Below are 16,009 nucleotides of genomic sequence, written 5' to 3'. Positions count from 1 at the left end.
GGCAGGGTGGACATGACGGAAAAGAAAAGGCCGCGCTCGCCACCTCGGGTGGCCGTGCGCGGCCCCGGAGTATCAGCGCAGTTCGTCCAGCAGGCGGCGCGCCTCTTCCTGGACGGCACCGTTGCCTTCGGCGATGAGTTCCTCGAGCAGCGTGCGCGCACCGTCCGGGTCGCCCAGCGCGTGCAGCTCTCGCGCCAACGACAGCTTCACCGCCTCGGCGCTTTCGCCCTGGCCGCCGTCGATGCCGGTGGGGATGTTCAGCTGCAGGTCCATGGGCTGCGTGTCGGCCGTGTTGAGCGCGGCATGGAAATCGCGGCTGAAGATGTCCGAGCCTTCGAGCGGCGCGTGCAGCGTGGCGGGTTGGGTGCGCACCTCTTCGCCGCCATGACGGAATCCGCCCATGGGCTCCAGTTCGGCCGGCGCCGTGTCGAAGTCGTTGCCCAGGTCGGCCGCCGGTGCGGGACGCAGCGGTGCGGGGATGGTGGGCTCGTCGGCCGTGCCGCGCAGGCCTGCGCCCGCTCCGGGTGCGGCAAAGGCAGGCGCCGCTGGAGGTGGGTCCTCGGCCAGCGCCGAGGGAAACAGCGAGGAGATCGATGGCGCGCGCGGACTGGCCGGTTGGGGCGCCGGCGCCGGTCGCGCGGGCGGCAGGTCCAGGTCGAGGTCGAAATCCAGGGGGGCCACGGAGGGCACGAAGGCCTGCGGGCGCGGCTCGTCTGCCGAGCCGGTCGCTGCCCCTGCGCCGCTCGGTGCCGCGGGCAGTCCTGCGCCGGTCGCCGTGGGGCCCAGGCCTGCCGGGGCGGCGGCGTCGCCCGACAGGTCGGACGACGGAGGCGTGTGGGGGCCCTGGTAGAGCGTGTTGGCGGCGTCCAGGCCGCGACCGAGCTCCTGGGCGCGGTGCCAGTCCGCCCCCTTGCCACCCGTCTGCGCCTGCAGTTCATGCGCCAGCTGCTCGAAAGCCCGGGCATCACGGCGGCGTGCATAGATTTCCAGCAGCTTGAGCTGGATGCTGGTGCGCTCCGGCGAGGTGCGCAGCGCTTCCTTGAGGATCTCTTCGGCCTGCAGGTCGCGGCCATAGGCAAGGTACACGTCGGCCTCGGCCACCGGGTCGACATCGCCCGCATCGAGCTGGCTGGGCGAATAGTTGAGCGACGACGCGCCGCTGTGGTCTTCCTTGGTGTCCACGGTCGCGCCGCCGGAGCCGCCGAAGTACGAATCCTTCTGCAGGCTCTCGGGGAACAGGCTTTCCGCGGCGTCCTTCTTCTGGTGGCGGCGCTGACGCGCGAGCAGGGCAAGCAGCAACAGCAGCAGGACCACACCCCCGCCGGCCAGCGCCAAAGGATTCGCCAGCAGCGAATCCAGGAAGCTGGGCTCTTCCTGCTTTGGGGTTGGTGCCGGTGCGGGACGCGCCGATGGCGCGGGGGCCGATGCGGATGCGGCAGGCGGCGCCACGACGGCGGGAGGAGGGGGCACCGCAGAGGCTGCCGCCTGCGGCGTCGGAGAGGGAGCGGCGGGCGAGGACGCCGGCGGCATTGGCAGTGCTGCCGCGGGGCCTGCCGTGTTTGCGCTCGCGGTGCTGTTCGCTGTCCCGGCGGACGGTGCCGCAGCCGGTGAACTTGCGGCGCCGGCCGGAACCGTCGCCGCAGGCACCGTGGCACCCGTGGGCGTGTTGCCCGATGCGCCCTGCAGCCGGTTGAGCTCTTCGATGTTGCGGGACAGCTCCGCCACCCGGCTGCTGGACTCCTGTGCCTGGCGCTGTTGTGCCAGCCGCTCCTCGGATGTGACGGCGCCCGATGCGCTGCCCCGGGAAATGGTCAGGCGGTCTGCCGACGAAGCGGCGGCCGCCCGGTCCTGCACCCGGGCCTGCAGGCCGCCCGACGCCTGGCGGTCGGCGCCTTCCACGTTCATCGACGGCGCATTGGTGGCCAGCCGCTGACGGTAGCTGTTGAAGTCGCGGCTCTGGGCCACGATGGTGCGGCGTGCCTCGTCCGCAGGCGTCGCGCGGGCCGTGTCCGCCGAAGGCATCTGCAGCACCGCACCTGCACGCAGGCGGTTGACGTTGCCGTTCGTGAAGGCGCTGGGGTTCGCGCGAAGCATGGCCAGCAGCATCTGGTCCAGCGAGACGTCGGCGGGCTTGTTCGCGGCTGCGATGCGGCCAGCCGTCTCGCCCGCGCGCACGGTGACCGTTCCGCTTGGCCCTGTGGCCTGTGCCGGGGCAGACGACGGGGCGACCTCCACCGGCGCCGTGCGCGGCCGCTCGGGCCTGGCTTGCACGCGGGGGGGCGGCGGCGTGATGGGCCGGTCGATGCTCACGCCGGCCGGGGCGGTGGGCAGGCGGGTCGGCGGCGGATCGATGAGGGCCGTGTAGTCACGCACCAGACGACCGGTCGGCGAATTGGCTTCGATCAGGATGTCCACGAATGGGTCGTTCACTGGACGGATCCCGTCGAGGCGGACCACGTACCGACCATCTGCGCGACGCTGGAGCGTGGTGCGCACACCCTCCAGCGCATCGGCGAAGGTCAGTCCGGAATTCTGAAAGGCCTGGGGCGTGGCGAGGCGGACCTGCAGATTCGTTGCCTCGGTCTGGGTGACGTCCGTGATCTGGACTTCGGCCCGCAGGGGCTCACCCAGCGCAGACAGCACATTCAGCGAGCCAAGCGTCAGTGCTTGCGCCTGAGCCGACCACAAGCCAAACGCCGTGACCATGGCCAAGCCCAGTGCGGAAATGCGGAAACGGCGAACGGCCGCCGAAGCGGCCGTGTCGCGCCCGGCGGCTTGCGCAGGCGGCGAGAGTCTGGTCATGCTGTGGCGGGCCATGCCCGAAAAATGTAAGTAGACGTTAACACCCACACTGCCCAAAAACAAGGCGATGGGCTTAGCTGCGCCCCTGGCTATTGCGTCTCATCCGGATCATGCGTTGCCCTTGAGCAACGCATGATGGAGATTCAAGCGTCCAACAGGATGCGCAGCATGCGGCGCAACGGTTCGGCCGCACCCCAGAGCAGCTGGTCGCCGATCGTAAAGGCACCGAGGTACTCGGGACCCATCGCCATCTTGCGCAAACGGCCGACCGGGATCGTCATCGTGCCGGTCACGGCCACGGGCGTCAGGTCCTTGAGCGTGGCCTCGCGCGTATTGGGCACCACCTTCACCCAGTCGTTGTCCGCCGCGATCATGGCCTCGATGTCGGCCAGCGGCACGTCCTTCTTGAGCTTGAAGGTCAGCGCCTGGCTGTGGCAGCGCATGGCGCCCACGCGCACGCAGAAGCCGTCCACCGGCACGGCAGGGCTGCCGAAGCCTTCGCCCTGGCCGAGGATCTTGTTGGTCTCGGCCATGCCCTTCCACTCTTCCTTGGACATGCCGTTGCCCAGGTCCTTGTCGATCCAGGGGATGAGCGAGCCGCCCAGCGGAACGCCGAAGTTGGCCGTCTCTTCACCCGACAGGCTGCGCTGCTTGGCGATGACCTGGCGGTCGATCTCGAGGATGGCGCTCTTGGGGTCGTCCAGCAGGGACTTCACTTCCGAATAGAGCGTGCCGTACTGCGTGAGCAGCTCGCGCATGTGCTGCGCGCCACCGCCCGAGGCGGCCTGGTAGGTCTGCGTGCTCATCCACTCGACTAGGCCGGCCTTGTAGAGCGCGCCCACGCCCATCAGCATGCAGCTGACGGTGCAGTTGCCGCCGATCCAGTTGCGGCCGCCGTCGGACAGGGCGTTCTTGATCACCGGCATGTTGACCGGGTCGAGCACGATGACCGCGTCGTCCTTCATGCGCAGGGTGGAGGCGGCGTCGATCCAGTGGCCCTTCCAGCCGGTGGCGCGCAGCTTCGGGAAGACTTCGGTGGTGTAGTCGCCGCCCTGGGCCGTGATGATGATCTCGCAGCGCTTGAGCTGCTCGATGTCGAAGGCGTCCTGCAGCGTGGTCTCGTTCTTGGCCATGGCGGGCGCCTTGCCGCCGGCGTTCGAGGTGGAGAAGAACAGCGGCTCGATCAGGTCGAAATCCTTCTCGGCCACCATGCGGTCCATCAGGACCGAGCCGACCATGCCGCGCCAGCCGACCAAACCTACCAACTTGCTCATGTCAAAAGCCCTTTCAGAGTCATACAAAGAAGACCGCGGCGAAGGGGCTGGCCCGCCTGGCTCGTCCGGGGCCAGGGGGAAGGCACGCGCGACGAACCAGGCTGGGTCAGCCCTTAATGGTCGTCGTGGTTTTGGTGATGGATGCGCGCGCGGTGCTGGCCAGGGCGGCAGGCACGGTGTTCGGGGCGAACGGGCGGGCGACAAACATGGGGCGCGATTGTAGCCCGCATCGGCGCCGTCCTACATGCAAAACGGCCCGACAGGGCCGCTTTGCAGTGGGTGTCGCGTGCGCCCGACGGCGCAGCGTTCACACCTTTTCAGGCCAGGGCCTTCAGAACGGCATCGCCCATTTCCCGGGTGCCAACCTTAGTCGTGCCTTCGCTCCAGATGTCGGGCGTACGCAGGCCCAGCGCCAGCACGGCCTTGACGGCGACCTCGATGCGCTGGGCGGCCTCTTCCTGGTTGAGGGAGAAGCGCAGCATCATCGCGGCGCTCAGGATGGTGGCCAGCGGATTGGCCACGCCCTTGCCGGCGATGTCCGGGGCGCTGCCGTGGCTGGGCTCATACAGGCCCTGGTTGCTGTCATTCAGGCTGGCCGAGGGCAGCATGCCGATGGAGCCGGTCAGCATCGAGGCCTCGTCCGAAAGGATGTCGCCGAACATATTGCCGGTCACGATCACGTCGAAGGCCTTGGGCTTCTTCACGAGTTGCATGGCGGCGTTGTCGACGTACATGTGCTCCAGTTCGATGTCCGGATAGTCCTTGTGCACCTCGGTGACCACGTCCTTCCAGAACTGGAAAGTCTCCAGCACATTGGCCTTGTCCACGCTGGTGACGCGCTTATTGCGCTTGCGGGCGGCCTCGAAGGCCACGCGGGCAATGCGCTCGATTTCCGGGCGCGAGTAGCGCATGGTGTCGAAGGCCTCGTCGGCGCCGGGGAAGTGGCCGTCGGTGGCCACGCGCTTGCCGCGCGGCTGGCCGAAGTAGATGTCGCCGGTCAGCTCGCGGATGATGAGGATGTCCAGGCCCGCGACCAGCTCGGGCTTGAGGCTGGAGGCATGCGTCAGCTGCTCGTAGCAGATGGCGGGGCGGAAGTTGGCGAACAGGCCCAGGTTCTTGCGCAGGCCCAGGATGGCCTGCTCGGGTCGCAGCGGGCGGTCCAGCTTGTCGTACTTCCAGTCGCCGACGGCGCCGAAGAGCACCGCGTCGGCTTCCTTGGCCAGCTTGAGCGTGGCCTCGGGCAGCGGATGGCCGTGGGCCTCGTAGGCGGCGCCGCCGACCAGGGCGGTCTCCATCTCGAACTTCAGGTCCAGCGCGTCCAGCACGCGCACGGCCTCCGCGACGATTTCGGTGCCGATGCCGTCGCCGGGCAGAACTGCGATTTTCATGAGTGGTGTTTCGGTGAGAGAGAAATGGATCAGGCGATCATCTGGTGGGCGAGCCAGGGCTTGGCGGCAAGGCGCTCGGCTTCGAAGGCCTTGATCTTGTCCTTGTGGCGCAGCGTCAGGCCGATGTCGTCCAGACCGTTCATCAGGCAGTAGCGGCGGAAGGGCTGCACCTCGAAGGGAATCTCCTCGCCATCGGGCTTGACCACCACCTGGCGGTCCAGGTCGACGGTCAGCTCGTAACCCGGAAATGCGAACACCTCGTCGAACAGCTTGGCCACGGTGGCCTCGGGCAGCACCAGGGGCAGCAGGCCGTTCTTGAAGCTGTTGTTGAAGAAGATGTCGGCGAAGCTCGGCGCGAGGATGGCGCGAAAGCCGTACTGGTCCAGTGCCCAGGGCGCATGCTCGCGGCTGGAGCCGCAGCCGAAGTTCTTGCGCGCCAGCAGCACCGAGGCGCCCTGGTAGCGCGGCTGGTTCAGCACGAAGTCGGGGTTGGGCTTGCGGCTGGCCGGATCCATGCCGGGCTCGCCATGGTCCAGGTAGCGCCATTCGTCGAACAGGTTGGGGCCGAAGCCGGTGCGCTTGATCGACTTGAGGAACTGCTTGGGGATGATGGCGTCGGTGTCGACGTTCTCGCGGTCCATGGGCGCGACCAGGCCCTTGTGCACGGTGAATTTCTGCATGGTGTCTGCTCCCTGGCTCAGGCGATGGTGCGGATGTCGACGAAGTGGCCGCGGATGGCCGCCGCGGCGGCCATGGCCGGGCTCACCAAGTGGGTGCGTCCGCCCGCGCCCTGGCGACCTTCGAAGTTGCGGTTGCTGGTGGAGGCACAGCGCTCGCCCGGTTCCAGCCGGTCGGCGTTCATGGCCAGGCACATCGAGCAGCCGGGCTCGCGCCACTCGAAGCCGGCGGCCTTGAAGACCTCGTGCAGGCCCTCGCGCTCGGCCTGTTCCTTCACCAGGCCCGAACCCGGCACCACCATCGCCACCTTGATGTTCTTGGCCACCTTCTGGCCGAGCTTCTTGACCACCGTGGCGGCCTCGCGCATGTCCTCGATACGGCTGTTGGTGCAGCTGCCGATGAACACCTTGTCCACGAAGATGTCGTTCATGGCCTTGTTGGGCTCCAGGCCCATGTAGGCCAGGGCGCGCTCGATGGCGCCGCGCTTGTTGGCGTCCTTTTCCTTGTCCGGGTCGGGCACGCGGCCGTCGATGGGCAGCACCATCTCGGGCGAGGTGCCCCAGGTGACCTGCGGCTTGATCTCGGCGGCATTGAGTTCGACCACGGTGTCGAACTTGGCGTCCGGGTCCGAATGCAGCGTCTTCCAGTAGGCGACGGCCTGGTCCCACTCCACGCCGGTGGGTGCGAGCGGCCGGTTCTTCACGTAGTCGATGGTCTTCTGGTCCACCGCCACGAGGCCGGCGCGCGCGCCGCCTTCGATGGCCATGTTGCAGACCGTCATGCGGCCTTCCATCGACAGGTCGCGGATGGCGGAGCCGGCGAACTCGATGGTGTAGCCCGTGCCGCCCGCCGTGCCAATCCTGCCGATGATGGCCAGCACGATGTCCTTGGCCGTGCAGCCCAGCGGCAGCTTGCCTTCGACCTTGACCAGCATGTTCTTGGCCTTCTTGGCCAGCAGGGTCTGCGTGGCCATCACATGCTCGACCTCGCTGGTGCCGATGCCGTGGGCCAACGCGCCGAAGGCGCCGTGGGTGGAGGTGTGGCTGTCGCCGCACACCACCGTCATGCCCGGAAGCGTGGCGCCGTTCTCGGGGCCGATCACGTGCACGATGCCCTGGCGCTTGGACAGGAAGGGGAAGAAGGCGGCGGCGCCGAATTCCTCGATGTTGGTGTTCAGCGTGGTGACCTGTTCCTTGCTGATCGGATCGGCGATGCCGTCGTAGCCGCGTTCCCAGCCGGTGGTGGGCGTGTTGTGGTCGGCGGTGGCCACCACCGAGCTGACGCGCCACAGCTTGCGGCCGGCCTGGCGCAGGCCTTCGAAGGCCTGCGGGCTGGTCACTTCGTGCACCAGATGGCGGTCGATGTAGAGGACGGCGGTGCCGTCTTCCTCGGTGTGGACGACGTGCTCGTCCCAGATCTTGTCGTAGAGCGTGCGGGCCATGGGATCTCGTCTTTCGTGGGAAATCGTTGAAGCGGTTCGGATTCAGGCCGCAGTAGAGGCGGCCTGGGTTTCGACGGGGGCGGGTGGCTGCAGGTGCTGAACCAGCGTGCGCGCCGCCACTGGCAGGGTGGAGAAGTCGCGGGCCACCAGGCGGATCTCGCGGTGCGCCCAATCGTCGCTGAGGTCCACTGCGGCCAGCCGGCGGCCGATGCCCGCCTGCATGAGTTCGAAGGCGCGACGCGGCATCACGCCCACGCCCAGGCCGTTGTCGATCATGCGGCACATGGCGTCCAGGCCGGTGACGTGGATGCGCAGGCGAACGCTGCGGCCTTCGGCGGTGGCTGCACCGTGCATGGCGCGGTAGATGGAGCTGTGGGTGTGCAGGCCGACGTGGTCCTCGTCCAGCGTCTGGGCGAAGGCGACGGTTGCCTGCTCGGCGAGTGGGTGCTGCTGCGGCACCACCAGTGCCAATTGGTCGCGACGGTACGGCAGCGCCTGCAACTCGCCGGCGTCGTCCTCGGACACATGACAGATGCCCAGATCGGCGGCGCCGGCCTGTACGGCCCGCACGACCTCGTGGCTCAGGTGTTCTTCGAGGTCGATCTTGATACCGTCGTGCAGGCGGGCGAAGGCGCCGAGGTCTTCCGGCAGGTATTGCACGATGGCGGAGATGTTGGCATGCATCCGCACATGGCCGCGCACGCCCTCGGCGTACTCGGACAGTTCGCCTTGCATCTTCTCCAGGCTGTACAGCATGGCGCGGGCGTGGTGCAACAGGCTCTCGCCGGCGGGCGTCAGGTCCACGCCGCGCGCGTGGCGGTAGAGCAGGCTTATGCCCAGTGTCGATTCGAGGTCGGACAGGCGCTTGCTGATGGCCGATGCCGCAATGAACTCGCGCTCGGCCGCGCGGCCGATGCTGCCCAGCTCACACACGGCCACGAACAACTGCAACGACGTCAGGTCGATGCGGCGCGCAAAGCTGCGTTCAAGGGTGAGGGGGGCGGGCGAGGTCATCACGATCCACGAGGGGAGGCGTGATTTTCCTTGGATTTCATGGGCTGGGCCATCGTGGATTGCGAAGGCTCGGCTGGCAGTTGGCGAACACACGGTCGCACAGGCCGGGCCCCCAATGAGAAACGGCCCGGGATGGGCCGTCTGTCGTGGACAAGCGGCCGAAGCCGCCATCGATCACTGGCGCTTCTTGGCCGCGTCTTCCATCTTCTCGCCGGCCTTCTGCACGTCCTGGCCCGCACCCTTGAAGGTGTTGCAGCCTGCGAGCGGCACGGAGACGGCGAAAGTGATGGCGAGCAGTGCAGCGAGTCTCTTCATGGGATGGTCCTTCCTCTTCGGTGGCGATGTGTGGATGTGGAGGTCTTGCTCCGGAGTGGAATCTGAAGCGCCGCCGGTCAGCCGGATGTCAGTCAAGACGCAAAAAGGCCGCCCGAAGGCGGCCTTTGCGGTGCAGGCCGGCGCCTTGCGGCGGCCGGCTGCTTGGCCCGATCAGCGCTGGGCGATGGGCTTGACGTCGCGCTTGTCCGAGCCGCTGAACAGCTGGCGCGGGCGGCCGATCTTGTACTCGGGGTCGCTGATCATCTCGTTCAGCTGGGCGATCCAGCCCACGGTACGGGCGAGGGCGAAGATACCGGTGAACAGGTTGACCGGAATGCCGATCGCGCGCTGCACGATGCCGGAGTAGAAGTCGACGTTCGGGTAGAGCTTGCGCTGCACGAAGTAGTCGTCTTCCAGGGCGATCTTTTCCAGCTGCTTGGCCAGGGCGAACAGCGGATCCTTTTCCAGGCCTAGCTCGGCGAGCACCTCGTTGCAGGTCTCCTGCATCAGCTTGGCGCGCGGGTCGTAGTTCTTGTAGACGCGGTGACCGAAGCCCATCAGCTTGACGCCGGAGTTCTTGTCCTTGACCTTCTCCATGAACTCGCCGACCTTGGAGACGCCGCCATTGCGCTGGATGTCTTCCAGCATATTCAGGCAGGCCTCGTTGGCGCCGCCGTGGGCCGGGCCCCACAGGCAGGCCACACCGGCAGCGATGGCGGCGAAGGGGTTGGTCCCCGAGCTGCCGCACAGGCGCACGGTGGAGGTCGAGGCGTTCTGCTCGTGGTCCGCGTGCAGGATGAAGATGCGGTCAATGGCGCGCTCGATGACCGGGTTGACCTTGTACTCCTCGCAGGGCGTGCCGAACATCATCCGCAGGAAGTTGCCCGAATAGCTCAGGTCGTTCTTCGGATACATGTAAGGCTGCCCCGTGCCGTACTTGTAGGCCATGGCGACCAGCGTGGGCATCTTGGCGATCAGGCGGATGGCCGAAATCTGGCGATGCTCCGGGTTATTGATGTCGGTGCTGTCATGGTAGAAGGCCGACAGGGCGCCCACCAGGCCGGTCAGCACGGCCATCGGGTGCGCGTCGCGGCGGAAGCCACGCAGGAAGAACTGCATCTGCTCGTTCACCATCGTGTGGCGCGTCACCGTGTCGGTGAACTCGGTCTTCTGCGCCTCGTTCGGCAGCTCGCCGTTGAGCAGCAGGTAACAGGTTTCCAGGAAGTCGCAGTTCACCGCCAGCTGCTCGATGGGGTAGCCGCGGTACAGCAGCTCGCCCTTGTCGCCGTCGATGTACGTGATGGCGGACTGGCACGACGCCGTGGACAGGAAGCCCGGGTCGTAGGTGAACATGCCCGTCTGCGCGTACAGCTTGCGGATGTCGATGACGTCCGGACCGACCGTGCCCTTGTAGATCGGCAGATCGATGGCTTGGCCGCCATTGCTGAACGCGAGCGTGGCCTTGATGTCGGAGGCTTTCATGTCGACTTTCTCTTGAGAAGGTGGAGGAAATGGGAGGGTGGCGAAGGATCGGATGGAGCGGCTCAGGCCGCGAGCCGGTCGCCCGGAGGGCGCATCAGCTCCAGCACCGCCGCCACCTCGGCCCCGGCCCATGCGGGCTCGGGCTCCTTTCGGCGCAGCAGAAGGTCGAGCAGGTCGTTGTCCGGCAGGTCCATCAGGGTTTCGATCGCCTGGGCCTGGGCCCGGGTCAAGCCAGAACCATGCCGCTCGAAGAAGCGGGTGATGAAGATGTCGTTCTCCAGCAACCCGCGTCGGCAACGCCACTGCAGCCGGGCCATGGCGCGCTCGTCGAGTCGTTCGTCGGATGCGCCCGGGGCAGGCTGCGCTTGCGGCATGGCGTGTCGTCTCCGTTGCTTCGTTCGGCCAGGATCAGATGGCGCGGCGCACCATCAGCTCCTTGATCTTGCCGATCGCCTTGGTGGGATTCAGGTGCTTGGGGCACACGTCCACGCAGTTCATGATCGTGTGGCAGCGGAACAGGCGGTACGGGTCTTCAAGGTTGTCGAGCCGTTCGCCGGTGGCTTCGTCGCGGCTGTCGGCGATGAAGCGGTAGGCCTGCAGCAGGCCGGCCGGGCCGACGAACTTGTCGGGGTTCCACCAGAAGCTCGGGCAGCTCGTGGAGCAGCTCGCGCACAGGATGCACTCGTACAGGCCGTTGAGCTCTTCACGCTCCTCGGGCGACTGCAGCCGCTCGCGCTCGGGGGCCAAGCCCTCGGTGATCAGGTACGGCTTGATCGAGTGGTACTGCTTGAAGAACTGCGTCATGTCCACGATCAGGTCGCGGATCACGGGCAGGCCCGGCAGCGGCTTGAGCACGATGGTGCCCTTGAGCGTGTTCATGTTGGTCAGACACGCCAGGCCGTTCTTGCCGTTGATGTTCATCGCGTCCGAGCCGCAGACGCCTTCGCGGCAGGAGCGGCGGAAGGCGATGCTCGGGTCCTGCGCCTTGAGCTTGACCAGGGCGTCCAGCAGCATGCGCTCATGGCCGTCGAGTTCGATCTCGACGGTCTGCATGTAGGGCTTGGCGTCCTTGTCCGGGTCGTAGCGGTAGATCTGGAATGTGCGCTTCATGTCGGTGTCTCGTGGGGTTTCGGCGATGTCAGAACGTGCGGACCTTCGGCGGCACGCTGTCGACGGTCAGCGGCTTGAGGTTGACCGGCTTGTAGGTCAGGTTGTTGCCCGCGCTGTGCCACAGCGTGTGCTTCATCCATTCCTTGTCGTTGCGGCCCAGCGGGAATTCGGGATGGTCGGCCGGGTGCTCGTAGTCGTCCACCGTGTGGGCGCCGCGGCATTCCTTGCGGGCCGCAGCCGAGACCATCGTGGCCTGGGCCACTTCGATCAGGTTGTCGACTTCGAGTGCTTCCATGCGCGCGGTGTTCCACACCATGGACTTGTCCTTCAGCGTCACGGAGGGCACGCGGCTGCGCAGGTCGGCCACCTTGACCACGCCTTCGTCCATGCTCGCCTGGGTGCGGAACACACCGGCGTGTTGCTGCATGGTGGCGCGGATGTCGTTGGCGATGTCCTGCGCGTAGATGCCGTCGTTGGACTCCTGCAGCTGGTTCAGGCGCGCCAGGGTGCGGTCGGCGCCGTCGGCCGGCAGCGGCTTGTGCTCGCCGCTGTTCTTGACGAAGTCGACGATGTGCTTGCCGGCAGACTTGCCGAAGACCAGCAGGTCAAGCAGCGAGTTGGTGCCCAGGCGGTTGGCGCCGTGCACCGACACGCAGGAGCATTCGCCCACGGCGTACAGGCCGCCGACGACCTGGTTGTGCACGTCGCCGTTCTGCACCACCACCTGGCCGTTGATGTTGGTCGGGATGCCGCCCATCTGATAGTGGATGGTGGGCACGACCGGGATCGGCTCCTTGGTGATGTCGACGTTGGCGAAGTTATGGCCGATCTCTTCCACTGACGGCAGGCGCTTGCGGATGGTGTCGGCGCCCAGGTGGTCCAGCTTCATCAGGATGTAGTCCTTGTTGGGACCGCAGCCGCGACCTTCCTTGATCTCCTGGTCCATCGAGCGCGAGACGAAGTCGCGCGGAGCCAGGTCCTTCAGCGTGGGCGCGTAGCGCTCCATGAAGCGCTCGCCGTTGCTGTTGAGCAGGATGGCGCCTTCACCGCGGCAGCCCTCGGTCAGCAGCACGCCCGCGCCGGCCACGCCGGTGGGGTGGAACTGCCAGAACTCCATGTCCTGCAGCGGGATGCCGGCGCGTGCGGCCATGCCCAGGCCGTCGCCGGTGTTGATGAAGGCGTTGGTCGAGGCGGCAAAGATGCGGCCCGCGCCGCCAGTGGCCAGCAGCACGGCCTTGGCCTGCAGCACGAACAGGTCGCCCGTTTCGAGCTCGATGGCTGTGACGCCCACCACGTCGCCGTCGGCGTCGCGGATCAGGTCCAGGGCCATCCATTCGACGAAGAAGTTCGTCTTGGCCTTCACGTTCTGCTGGTACAGCGTGTGAAGCATCGCGTGGCCGGTGCGGTCGGCCGCGGCGCAGGCACGCTGCACGGGCTTCTCGCCGTAGTTGGCGGTGTGGCCGCCGAAGGGGCGCTGGTAGATCGTGCCGTCCGGGTTGCGGTCGAAGGGCATGCCGAAGTGCTCGAGCTCGATCACGACCTTCGGTGCTTCACGGCACATGAACTCGATGGCGTCCTGGTCGCCCAGCCAGTCGGAGCCCTTGATGGTGTCGTAGAAGTGGTAGTGCCAGTTGTCCTCGGACATGTTGCCGAGCGAGGCCGACACGCCGCCCTGCGCTGCCACGGTGTGCGAGCGGGTGGGGAAGACTTTGGACAGGGATGCGACGTTCAGGCCGGCGCGCGAGAGTTCGAGCGCGGCGCGCATGCCGGAGCCGCCGGCGCCGACGATGACGACGTCGAACTTGCGCGTCGCGATTTTTGCTTTGGTGTACGACATGGGCTCAGATCCTCCAGAGCACTTGAATCGCCCAGCCGGCACAACCCACGAGCCAGACGATGGTGAAGATTTGCATGAACAGACGGATGCCGACGGGCTGGACGTAGTCCATCCAGACGTCGCGCATGCCCACCCATACGTGCCAGAGGAGCGCGGCGATCACTGCGAAGGTCAGGACCTTCATCCACTGCGGGGCAAAGATGCCTGCCCACTGGTCGTAGCCGACGGGGCCGCGGGTGAGGAGAACCTGCGCCAGCACGACGATGGTGAAGACCGCCATCAGTGCGCCGGTGACGCGTTGCGACAGCCAGTCGCGCAGGCCGTAGTGCGCGCCGACGACGGTGCGCTTGGAGCCGTAATTCACTGCCATGGTGTTGTGTGCCTTCTTTTTGTGATCAGTACAGGCCGAACAGCTTGGCGCCGAGCGCCAGCGTCAGGAGGATGCTGATGGCCAGGACGACGATGGCGGAGGTCTTGCCGAACTCCTTGGTCACGGCCTCATGACTCACGTCCATCCAGAGGTGGCGCAGGCCCGCGCAGAAGTGGTGCAGGTAGCCCCAGATCAGAGCCAGGGCCACGAGCTTCAGGAACCATCCCGGCAAAAAACCAAGGCCGCTATCGAAGGCGGCCTTGAACTTGGCATAGGAGATTTCCGAAGAGACGGAGGTGTCGAACATCCAGATGATGAAGGGCATCAGCAGGAACATCAGCACGCCGCTGACACGGTGCAGGATGGACACGATGCCCGCCGGCGGAAGCCGGTAGCCCCTCAGATCCGTGACCACATTGATGTTGCGGAATTCGCGGCGCGGCGGCCTCGTCTTGGATGCTAGCTCTGTCATGGGGAAGGTTCTTTCTGGGAGGGTCGGTAGGGCGACTCGTGTCAGGACGTTTATGCAGGCAACTCAAAATTCTATTGCAATGCACCATGTTGCATGGGCTGTCTCTGAAGCTTTCTGTCGCCTTGGTTCGCTGCTATATTTTTTGAAGCAACATCGTTTCTGCCCATCAGTGTCGGAGGGGCGGCGGGCTAGCCGAGGTCATTGCGATAGTGGTGCGTGTCGGTGCGGTACAGGCCGCGGCGCAGCTCCATCGGCGCATCGTGATACGTGTGGGCGATGCGTTCCACCGAGAGCAGCGGCGTCTGCAGTGTCACCTGAAGCAGCGAAGCCTGCTCGGCATCGGGGAGAACGGCGCGCAGCTTCTCCTCTGCCCGCACCATGCGGACGCCGAACTCGGTCTCGAACATCTCGTACATGGGGCCGCGCCACTCGGCCAGACGTTCCGCCGTGAGTCCCTTGAAGGGCGCGCCGGGCAGCCAGAGGTCTTCGAGGATGGTGGGGACGCCCGCATAGGCCAACACGCGCCGAACCTGCAGCACCGCGTCGCCCGCGCGCAGAGCCAGTGCTCGGCCGACTTCGGCGCTCGCGCGCACCCTGCGGCAGTCCACGATGGTGCGTTCGGCGGGCCCTTCGCTGGTCGGGCTGCCCTGGTCCGGCACCAGCTTGAGGAAGCGGTACTGCACCTGCTGCTCGGCGTGGGTGGCCACGAAGGTGCCCTTGCCCTGCCGGCGGACCAGCAGGTTGTCGGCCGCCAGCTCGTCGATGGCCTTGCGCACCGTGCCCTGGCTCACGCGAAAGCGGGCGGCAAGTTCGATCTCGCTGGGGATCGGCTCGCCCGGCTTCCATTCCCCGGCCTGCAGGCTCTGCAGGATCAAGGCCCGGATCTGCTGGTACAGCGGGCTGAAGGAAGGGGTGCCGGCGTCCGCGGCGGGTGGGGAGGACATGAATGGGGTGGTCAGGAGGGCATCGCGAAGCGTGCCAAGTCCCACATCTTATATAAGACATAAGACATGCGCCATGGAATCGGCCTAGAATGCGCGGTTGTTTCCTGCCCCGGGTCGACTGGCGGTGCCGGTCGACGTGCAGATGCCTGCAGGCAGGGCTCGCACGGCACGTTCCGTTTCTTTCCTCTTCGTCTGGAGTCTTCCCATGAGCAAAACGCCCGTTCGCGTCGCCGTCACCGGCGCCGCCGGCCAAATCGGTTACGCCCTCCTGTTCCGCATCGCCTCGGGCGAGATGCTCGGCAAGGACCAGCCGGTCATCCTGCAATTGCTTGAGATTCCGGATGAGAAGGCCCAGAAGGCGCTCAAGGGCGTGATCATGGAACTCGAAGACTGCGCCTTCCCGCTGCTGGCCGGCGTGATCCCCACCGGCGATCCGGAAGTCGCTTTCAAGGACGCCGACTACGCCCTGCTGGTCGGTGCCCGTCCCCGCGGCCCCGGCATGGAGCGTGCCGACCTGCTGGCTGCCAACGCCCAGATCTTCACCGCCCAGGGCAAGGCCCTGGACAAGGTCGCCAGCCGTGACGTCAAGGTGCTGGTGGTCGGCAACCCCGCCAACACCAACGCCTACATCGCCATGAAGAGCGCGCCCAGCCTGCCGCGCGAGAACTTCACCGCCATGCTGCGCCTGGACCACAACCGCGCCGCCAGCCAGATCGCCGCCAAGACCGGTGGCAAGGTCGGCGAGATCGAGAAGCTGACCGTGTGGGGCAACCATTCGCCCACCATGTACGCCGACTACCGCTTTGCCACCATCGGCGGCAAGAGCGTCAAGGACACCATCAACGACCAGGTCTGGAACGCAGACGTGTTCCTGCCCACCGT

At 66.6% G+C, this 16,009-nt stretch carries 15 protein-coding genes; 1 reads left to right on the top strand and 14 read right to left on the bottom strand.

Annotated features, from left to right (window positions below):
• Nucleotides 1–72: 72 nt before the first annotated feature.
• The 14 genes from QZ772_RS12715 to QZ772_RS12650 form a co-directional block, all read right to left on the bottom strand.
• Nucleotides 73–2,802, bottom strand: coding sequence for a FimV/HubP family polar landmark protein (locus QZ772_RS12715; protein ID WP_295526697.1), 2,730 nt, complete (start codon nucleotides 2,800–2,802; stop codon nucleotides 73–75).
• Between the two features lie 143 nt (nucleotides 2,803–2,945).
• Entirely contained in the window at nucleotides 2,946–4,076 is a 1,131-nt protein-coding gene (asd, locus tag QZ772_RS12710; RefSeq protein ID WP_295526695.1) for an aspartate-semialdehyde dehydrogenase, read from the bottom strand.
• A gap of 317 nt (nucleotides 4,077–4,393) precedes the next feature.
• Complete coding sequence (gene leuB / locus QZ772_RS12705) at nucleotides 4,394–5,464, bottom strand: 3-isopropylmalate dehydrogenase (protein ID WP_295526691.1); 1,071 nt, start codon at nucleotides 5,462–5,464, stop codon at nucleotides 4,394–4,396.
• Between the two features lie 29 nt (nucleotides 5,465–5,493).
• A complete protein-coding gene (leuD, locus tag QZ772_RS12700) occupies nucleotides 5,494–6,144 on the bottom strand; it encodes a 3-isopropylmalate dehydratase small subunit (RefSeq protein ID WP_295526688.1) in 651 nt (216 codons plus the stop codon).
• Nucleotides 6,145–6,161: 17 nt separating this feature from the next.
• Nucleotides 6,162–7,583: a 3-isopropylmalate dehydratase large subunit gene (gene leuC / locus QZ772_RS12695; RefSeq protein ID WP_295526685.1), complete on the bottom strand. Its 1,422-nt coding sequence runs from the start codon at nucleotides 7,581–7,583 to the stop codon at nucleotides 6,162–6,164.
• Nucleotides 7,584–7,625: 42 nt separating this feature from the next.
• Nucleotides 7,626–8,597: a LysR family transcriptional regulator gene (locus QZ772_RS12690; protein ID WP_295526682.1), complete on the bottom strand. Its 972-nt coding sequence runs from the start codon at nucleotides 8,595–8,597 to the stop codon at nucleotides 7,626–7,628.
• A gap of 174 nt (nucleotides 8,598–8,771) precedes the next feature.
• On the bottom strand, nucleotides 8,772–8,912 hold the full coding sequence (locus QZ772_RS12685; RefSeq protein WP_058644251.1) for an entericidin A/B family lipoprotein: 141 nt from the start codon (nucleotides 8,910–8,912) through the stop codon (nucleotides 8,772–8,774).
• Nucleotides 8,913–9,083: 171 nt separating this feature from the next.
• Nucleotides 9,084–10,394 (bottom strand): citrate synthase, encoded by a 1,311-nt coding sequence (locus QZ772_RS12680; RefSeq protein WP_295526678.1) that lies wholly within the window; start codon nucleotides 10,392–10,394, stop codon nucleotides 9,084–9,086.
• Between the two features lie 62 nt (nucleotides 10,395–10,456).
• Complete coding sequence (locus QZ772_RS12675) at nucleotides 10,457–10,768, bottom strand: succinate dehydrogenase assembly factor 2 (RefSeq protein WP_295526675.1); 312 nt, start codon at nucleotides 10,766–10,768, stop codon at nucleotides 10,457–10,459.
• A 34-nt stretch (nucleotides 10,769–10,802) separates the two neighbouring features.
• Nucleotides 10,803–11,504, bottom strand: coding sequence for a succinate dehydrogenase iron-sulfur subunit (locus QZ772_RS12670; protein WP_017761520.1), 702 nt, complete (start codon nucleotides 11,502–11,504; stop codon nucleotides 10,803–10,805).
• 28 nt (nucleotides 11,505–11,532) lie between these two features.
• Entirely contained in the window at nucleotides 11,533–13,341 is a 1,809-nt protein-coding gene (gene sdhA / locus QZ772_RS12665; RefSeq protein ID WP_295526672.1) for a succinate dehydrogenase flavoprotein subunit, read from the bottom strand.
• Between the two features lie 4 nt (nucleotides 13,342–13,345).
• Entirely contained in the window at nucleotides 13,346–13,711 is a 366-nt protein-coding gene (gene sdhD / locus QZ772_RS12660) for a succinate dehydrogenase, hydrophobic membrane anchor protein (RefSeq protein ID WP_017761522.1), read from the bottom strand.
• A gap of 25 nt (nucleotides 13,712–13,736) precedes the next feature.
• Nucleotides 13,737–14,183 carry a succinate dehydrogenase, cytochrome b556 subunit gene (sdhC, locus tag QZ772_RS12655; protein ID WP_295526670.1) on the bottom strand — a complete coding sequence of 149 codons (447 nt, stop codon included), beginning with the start codon at nucleotides 14,181–14,183 and terminating at the stop codon, nucleotides 13,737–13,739.
• A 188-nt stretch (nucleotides 14,184–14,371) separates the two neighbouring features.
• A complete protein-coding gene (locus tag QZ772_RS12650) occupies nucleotides 14,372–15,127 on the bottom strand; it encodes a GntR family transcriptional regulator (protein WP_295526668.1) in 756 nt (251 codons plus the stop codon).
• Between the two features lie 205 nt (nucleotides 15,128–15,332).
• Here QZ772_RS12650 and QZ772_RS12645 point away from each other — a divergent pair.
• Nucleotides 15,333–16,009 (top strand): malate dehydrogenase (locus tag QZ772_RS12645; RefSeq protein ID WP_295526665.1); only part of this gene is annotated, 677 nt, incomplete at its 3' end.

This window comes from uncultured Pseudacidovorax sp. (assembly GCF_913773995.1).
In the GTDB taxonomy this organism is placed as follows: Bacteria; Pseudomonadota; Gammaproteobacteria; order Burkholderiales; family Burkholderiaceae_C; genus Xenophilus.
Note: the sequence above shows the minus strand (reverse complement) of the source record. Positions and strands in the feature narration are given on the sequence as shown.

Excerpts from the sequence above, each read along its gene's own strand:
- QZ772_RS12715 (WP_295526697.1), bottom strand. The coding sequence starts at position 2,802 with ATGACCAGACTCTCGCCGCCTGCGCAAGCCGCCGGGCGCGACACGGCC.
- asd (WP_295526695.1), bottom strand. The coding sequence starts at position 4,076 with ATGAGCAAGTTGGTAGGTTTGGTCGGCTGGCGCGGCATGGTCGGCTCG.
- leuB (WP_295526691.1), bottom strand. The coding sequence starts at position 5,464 with ATGAAAATCGCAGTTCTGCCCGGCGACGGCATCGGCACCGAAATCGTC.
- leuD (WP_295526688.1), bottom strand. The coding sequence starts at position 6,144 with ATGCAGAAATTCACCGTGCACAAGGGCCTGGTCGCGCCCATGGACCGC.
- leuC (WP_295526685.1), bottom strand. The coding sequence starts at position 7,583 with ATGGCCCGCACGCTCTACGACAAGATCTGGGACGAGCACGTCGTCCAC.
- QZ772_RS12690 (WP_295526682.1), bottom strand. The coding sequence starts at position 8,597 with ATGACCTCGCCCGCCCCCCTCACCCTTGAACGCAGCTTTGCGCGCCGC.
- QZ772_RS12685 (WP_058644251.1), bottom strand. The coding sequence starts at position 8,912 with ATGAAGAGACTCGCTGCACTGCTCGCCATCACTTTCGCCGTCTCCGTG.
- QZ772_RS12680 (WP_295526678.1), bottom strand. The coding sequence starts at position 10,394 with ATGAAAGCCTCCGACATCAAGGCCACGCTCGCGTTCAGCAATGGCGGC.
- QZ772_RS12675 (WP_295526675.1), bottom strand. The coding sequence starts at position 10,768 with ATGCCGCAAGCGCAGCCTGCCCCGGGCGCATCCGACGAACGACTCGAC.
- QZ772_RS12670 (WP_017761520.1), bottom strand. The coding sequence starts at position 11,504 with ATGAAGCGCACATTCCAGATCTACCGCTACGACCCGGACAAGGACGCC.
- sdhA (WP_295526672.1), bottom strand. The coding sequence starts at position 13,341 with ATGTCGTACACCAAAGCAAAAATCGCGACGCGCAAGTTCGACGTCGTC.
- sdhD (WP_017761522.1), bottom strand. The coding sequence starts at position 13,711 with ATGGCAGTGAATTACGGCTCCAAGCGCACCGTCGTCGGCGCGCACTAC.
- sdhC (WP_295526670.1), bottom strand. The coding sequence starts at position 14,183 with ATGACAGAGCTAGCATCCAAGACGAGGCCGCCGCGCCGCGAATTCCGC.
- QZ772_RS12650 (WP_295526668.1), bottom strand. The coding sequence starts at position 15,127 with ATGTCCTCCCCACCCGCCGCGGACGCCGGCACCCCTTCCTTCAGCCCG.